The organism is Mycobacterium sp. TH-M15 (genome assembly GCF_057473705.1).
Window position 1 is genome coordinate 1 of record NZ_JBYCLB010000684.1, and the last position, 4750, is coordinate 4750.

The window sequence follows — 4750 nt, forward strand, 5'->3', positions numbered from 1 at the left end:
AAACGCCGCAGGTGATACCGAAGCGCCGACGAGGGCCCAACACTAGTCTTTGACCGTCACCTCCCGATCGAGGTTTCCGGGCGGTCGGCTGCGCCCACCTCATCCAATCAGCAACGTCTGCGTCGCCACCCCCACGGCACCACCCTGATCACCCACCGTGGTGAACGCCATCGCCCCACCCCCGGGCACCGCGGTGGTCGCCGAGTCCAGGCAGACCCACTCGCCGACCGGATCACGGTCTAGCACAACCGACAGATCGCAGTTGATCGCCGGATGCTCGGCCGGCGGCACGCAGACGCTGATCCCGCTGCCCGAGTCGACCACCGTCAGCACCCGCTGCCACGGCGTCATCGCCTCGCCGGCCACCAATAAAACCGTCGGCCGGGTCCAGGCCCGCGCCGGGCCGAGCTCACCGAACCCGCCGCGCTCGAAGCACCAGTCGATCGCCGACAGGTAGCCGTCCCGGTACCAGCCCTCCGGAAACGGAATGTCCTGGGCGACCAGTGGCACCGACGCGCCGGTCACCTCGCCGGCCGGCCGCTGCGCCGGGAAATCGGCCGGCACCACCGCCAGCCGCCACGCTCGCGCAACCAGCACGGTGCGGCCGCCGGCGACCGCACTCGCCTGCAGCAGCTCCACCCGTTTGCCGGGGCGGATCACCTCAACGGTGATCTGCAGCGGCACCACCGGCACCGGCCCGAGGATGTCCACCGCGATCCGGCCCAACCGGTGCCCGTCGCGCGGCTGATGCCGCTCGATCTGGCGGGCCAGCAACGCCGACGGCGGCCCGGCATGCTGCGCCTGCGGCCCCCACGGCCCGCCGGTCCACGGCGAACTGTCGAAGACGCCCTCGTCGATCTGGGTATAGAACGCCTCGGCGACCACGGAAACGACGCTAACCGAGACCACAGCGAAAAGCGGTGTCGTTGCTCACACCAGCCGCCCACAAACCCGCCACACCCCGCCGATCGGCTAAGCTCTCCAACAACGTCGGCGCCACCACCTGGCCGACAACGTCGTGGAATGTGTCATCATCCACCGGCCCCGGCTCGATACACCCAAGCCGGAATCCCCGATGATTCGTGCGAAGCACGAGCTCTTCTCGCGGCGATCGATTTTGCCCACCGGCAATCTCGCCACCCTGTGCCGACCGCCGACAAGGCGAAGTACGCCGAAAACCCGGCAGGCACACCGATGCCCGAAAGGCACCCGAAAAACATGACCCCCCAACCGAACTTCGCCGACCTCGGCGTGCCCGCCCCGCTGGTGGCCGCGCTCACCGCGGGCGGCATCACCGCCCCGTTCCCGATCCAGGTCGACACCCTGCCCGACACCCTGGCCGGGCGCGACGTGCTCGGCCGCGGCAAGACCGGCAGCGGCAAGACGCTGGCGTTCTCCATCCCGCTGGCCGCCCGGCTCACCGCGACCGGCCGGCGCAAAGCCCGCCCGACCGGGCTGGTGCTGGCCCCCACCCGGGAGCTGGCCACCCAGATCACCGCCACCCTGGCCCCGCTGGCGCAAGCCCGCGGCCTCACCGTCACCACCATCTTCGGCGGGGTCTCCCAGACCCGGCAGGTGGCCGCGCTGAACGCCGGTGTCGACATCGTGGTGGCCTGCCCGGGCCGACTCGAAGACCTGATGCGCCAGCAGCTGATCAGCCTGGACGCGGTGGCCAGCACCGTGCTCGACGAGGCCGACCACATGGCCGACCTGGGCTTCCTGCCCGGCGTCACCCGAATCCTGGCGGCCACCCCGGCCACCGGGCAGCGGCTGCTGTTCTCGGCCACCCTGGACAACGGGGTGGACAAGCTGGTGAAGCGCTTCCTGCGCAACCCGGTGTCGCACGCCGTCGACGAGGCCACCTCCCCGGTGCCGGCGATGACCCACCACGTCTTCCACGTCACCGGCGCCGACGCCAAGAAGGAGCTGGTGCACCGGCTGGCCTCCGGAACCGATCGGCGGATCCTGTTCCTGCGCACAAAGCATCAGGCCCGCAAGCTGGCCCGCCAGCTCACCGAGAACGGCATCCCGTCGGTGGACCTGCACGGCAACCTCTCGCAGAACGCCCGCGACCGCAACCTGGCCGCGTTCACCGACGGCACCGCCCGGGTGCTGGTGGCCACCGACATCGCCGCCCGCGGGGTGCATGTCGACGATGTCGGCCTGGTGGTGCACGTCGACCCGCCCGCCGAGCACAAGGCCTACCTGCACCGCTCCGGGCGCACCGCGCGGGCCGGCAGCGCCGGCGACGTCGTCACCATCGTGCTGCCCGAGCAGCGCAAGGACACCTCGGTGCTGCTGCGCCAGGCCGGCATCAGCGCCCGCCCGCAGGAGGTCACCGCGCAGTCCGGCTCGGTGACCGCGCTGGTCGGCGAGGTCGCCCCGTATCAGGCGCCCGCGCCCAAACCGGCCACCCCGACGCCCGGTTCCGGCACCCGGTCGCGGCGGCGCCGCCCCGGTCGCGGCGGGCAGAGCGGCGGGCAGAGCGGCGGGCAGACCCAGACAAACCGCCACCAGCAGGCAGCGCCGGCCACCACCGGGCAGCGCCGGCGTCGCCGCCCGAACCGCTCCGGGGCACCCCGGCCCGCGCGGTAGGTCGGCGACGCCTCGGTACTGTCTGGGTGTTCCAGCGCGCAGGTGAAAGCGGACCCGAATGGCACCCCGACGGTCGATCAAAACCCTGGTTGTCCGTTCGATCCTCGCGCTCTTCGTCACCGCGGTCATGATGGGCACCTACCTGATCGCCCGGGCCCACCCGGCGCGCGAACTCATCCCGCTGCCGACCGCGAACCGCATCGGCCCGGGCACCGGGATCGACGTCACCCGCGCCGATGGCACCGGCGGGATGAGCTGCACCGCCGGCTTCCTGGTGCGCGACAAGGACGGCCAGCCGGGGCTGCTGGCGGCCGGTCACTGCAACGAGACCCGGTCACCGGGCGAGGTGGCCATCCATCACGGCGGCCTCAAGGTGTACCCGACCATCGGCCGGTTCACCCAGAGCGTCTACAGCGGCGACGACTGGGACGACTACGACATCGCCTGGATCGCCCTGGGCCAACCCGGGAAAGTCCCGCTCTCCGCCGACGTCGACGGGCACCCGGTGGTCGGTGTCGCCGAGCAGGTGCAGGTGGGCGACGTGCTCTGCCACTACGGGGTGCGCAGCGGCGAGTCGGTCTGCGGGCCGGTGGTGGTCAGCGAGGAGAACAAGGTGCGCTTCGCCGCCACCGGACGCTGCGGCGACTCCGGCGGCCCGGTCTACCGACTCCGGGCCGACGACGCTGCGGAGGCGGTCGGGGTCTACATCGAGGTGTCCAACGGCGACGACTCGAAGCCCAGCTGCGACGAGCCGCACAAGTTCTCGATCGCGCAGGTGATCAAGCCGTGGCTGCGGGCGTGGGAGCTGACCCTGGTCACCACCTGACGTGTGATTGCCGCCGGGCCGCAAGTAGCGACCGGCGCCACGGAGTCGCGAAAGTCCCGATCCTTCGTGATCACAACGCGGTCTTGCACACGCGCGGCATCGATCACCTGTGCGTCGGAGGATGCATTCCCACCCGGGACCTTGCTGACTATCCAGACCTTGAGCGTGAGGATCTTCTGGCCGCATTAGATCCCGATGCCCGCCAGGGCCGTCACGGGCAGAGCCGGCGCAGCGCGGCGGTGAAATCCGGCAGCCGGTAGGTGCCGGAGAGCGCACCCTCGACCGCGCGCCGCGCCTCGTCGACGCCGACGCCTTTGCGGCGCGCGCCGTAGAGCGCGGCGACGGTCGGCGTGCGGCTGTGCGCCCGCACGCAGTGCACGAAGACCGTCGTGCCGTCGGCCCGGAACCGCTCGACGGCGCGCACCGTGTCGGCGAGCACGAAGTCCAGGTTGGCGTTCGCGCCGTCCTGGTCGATCAGCCGCACGTCGAGCTGCTCGACGCCGGCCGGCAGGTCGGCGTCGGCGACCTGGCAGAGCGACACCACCGCGCCGACGCCGTCCGGCAGCGACCGCAGTGCCTTCACCCCGCCCAGGTAGACGCCGTCGTCGAACGGGTGGGCGACCACCGGCGACGTCGGCGAGATGCGTGAGTAGCCGAAGTCGAACCGGTCCGGGGCACCGCCGCGGGCGATCGCCCCGGCCAGCCACACCAGGCCGCGGATGTTCAGTCCCGGCCAGCCGTGCAGCCGCAGCCGCCACTGCGCCGGCACCGCCGACGCGCCGTAAGCCGCGCCGAGCAGCCCACCGGCGATCGCGGCGACGGTGTCGGTGTCACGTCCGCCGCGCACCGCGGCCTGCAGCGCCAGCCGCAGGTGATCGGCGCGGAACGCCCCGGCCGCCGGGTCGTCGGCCGGCACCGGGGTGGTCGCGATCGCCGACCAGGCCGCCTGCAACGCCTCCACCACCCGGCCGTTCTGCGAGAAGGCGGCCGGCGTCGAGCGCTCCGCGGCGTCCAGCAGCCCCGCCCACCGGTCCCGGGCGGCCGCGTCGAGCCGCGCCAGGCCGACCCGCACGTTCAGCTCGCCGGTGCGCACCGCGTGCCGGATCGCCGCGCACCACAGCACGCAGGCGTCGGCGTTGTCCGGTTCGTGGTGGGTGAGCGCGCTGATCGCCCGGGCCGCCTGGGCCAGCTCGCCTTCCTGGTCGTCGTCGAGATAGGCCAGCGCCACCGGGGCGGTGCGCATCAACGACCCGTTGCCGGCGCTGCGGCCGGTCTCGGCGTGCGCCGCTGCCGCCGCCGCCCGGGCGGCCGCGGCCGACCGGCGGCGGG

General features: G+C 72.6%; 4 protein-coding genes and 1 pseudogene. 2 read left to right on the forward strand and 3 right to left on the reverse strand.

What is annotated here, in order from left to right; all coding sequences use genetic code 11:
- Positions 1 to 99 precede the first annotated feature (99 nt).
- The gene (locus AC2VNT_RS16720; protein ID WP_486947920.1) at positions 100 to 885 is read right to left on the reverse strand and encodes a thioesterase family protein; all 786 of its coding nucleotides are present in this window, start codon (positions 883 to 885) and stop codon (positions 100 to 102) included.
- Positions 886 to 1218: 333 nt separating this feature from the next.
- Between AC2VNT_RS16720 and AC2VNT_RS16725 the strand changes: the two genes are divergently transcribed.
- Positions 1219 to 2595, forward strand: a complete 1377-nt coding sequence (locus AC2VNT_RS16725) for a DEAD/DEAH box helicase (RefSeq protein WP_486947921.1) — start codon at positions 1219 to 1221, stop codon at positions 2593 to 2595.
- Between the two features lie 58 nt (positions 2596 to 2653).
- Positions 2654 to 3421 carry a chymotrypsin family serine protease gene (locus tag AC2VNT_RS16730; RefSeq protein WP_486947922.1) on the forward strand — a complete coding sequence of 256 codons (768 nt, stop codon included), beginning with the start codon at positions 2654 to 2656 and terminating at the stop codon, positions 3419 to 3421.
- Positions 3422 to 3468: 47 nt separating this feature from the next.
- On the opposite strand, the pseudogene AC2VNT_RS16735 reads toward AC2VNT_RS16730, so the two are convergent.
- A pseudogene (locus AC2VNT_RS16735) lies at positions 3469 to 3594 on the reverse strand (DUF5615 family PIN-like protein); the annotation flags it as partial.
- 38 nt (positions 3595 to 3632) lie between these two features.
- The coding region (locus tag AC2VNT_RS16740) for an ADP-ribosylglycohydrolase family protein (protein ID WP_486947923.1) at positions 3633 to 4750 on the reverse strand (1118 nt) is incomplete at its 5' end.

Coding starts and splice junctions, on each gene's coding strand:
- AC2VNT_RS16730 (WP_486947922.1), top strand. CDS start 2,654: ATGGCACCCCGACGGTCGATCAAAACCCTGGTTGTCCGTTCGATCCTC.
- AC2VNT_RS16725 (WP_486947921.1), top strand. CDS start 1,219: ATGACCCCCCAACCGAACTTCGCCGACCTCGGCGTGCCCGCCCCGCTG.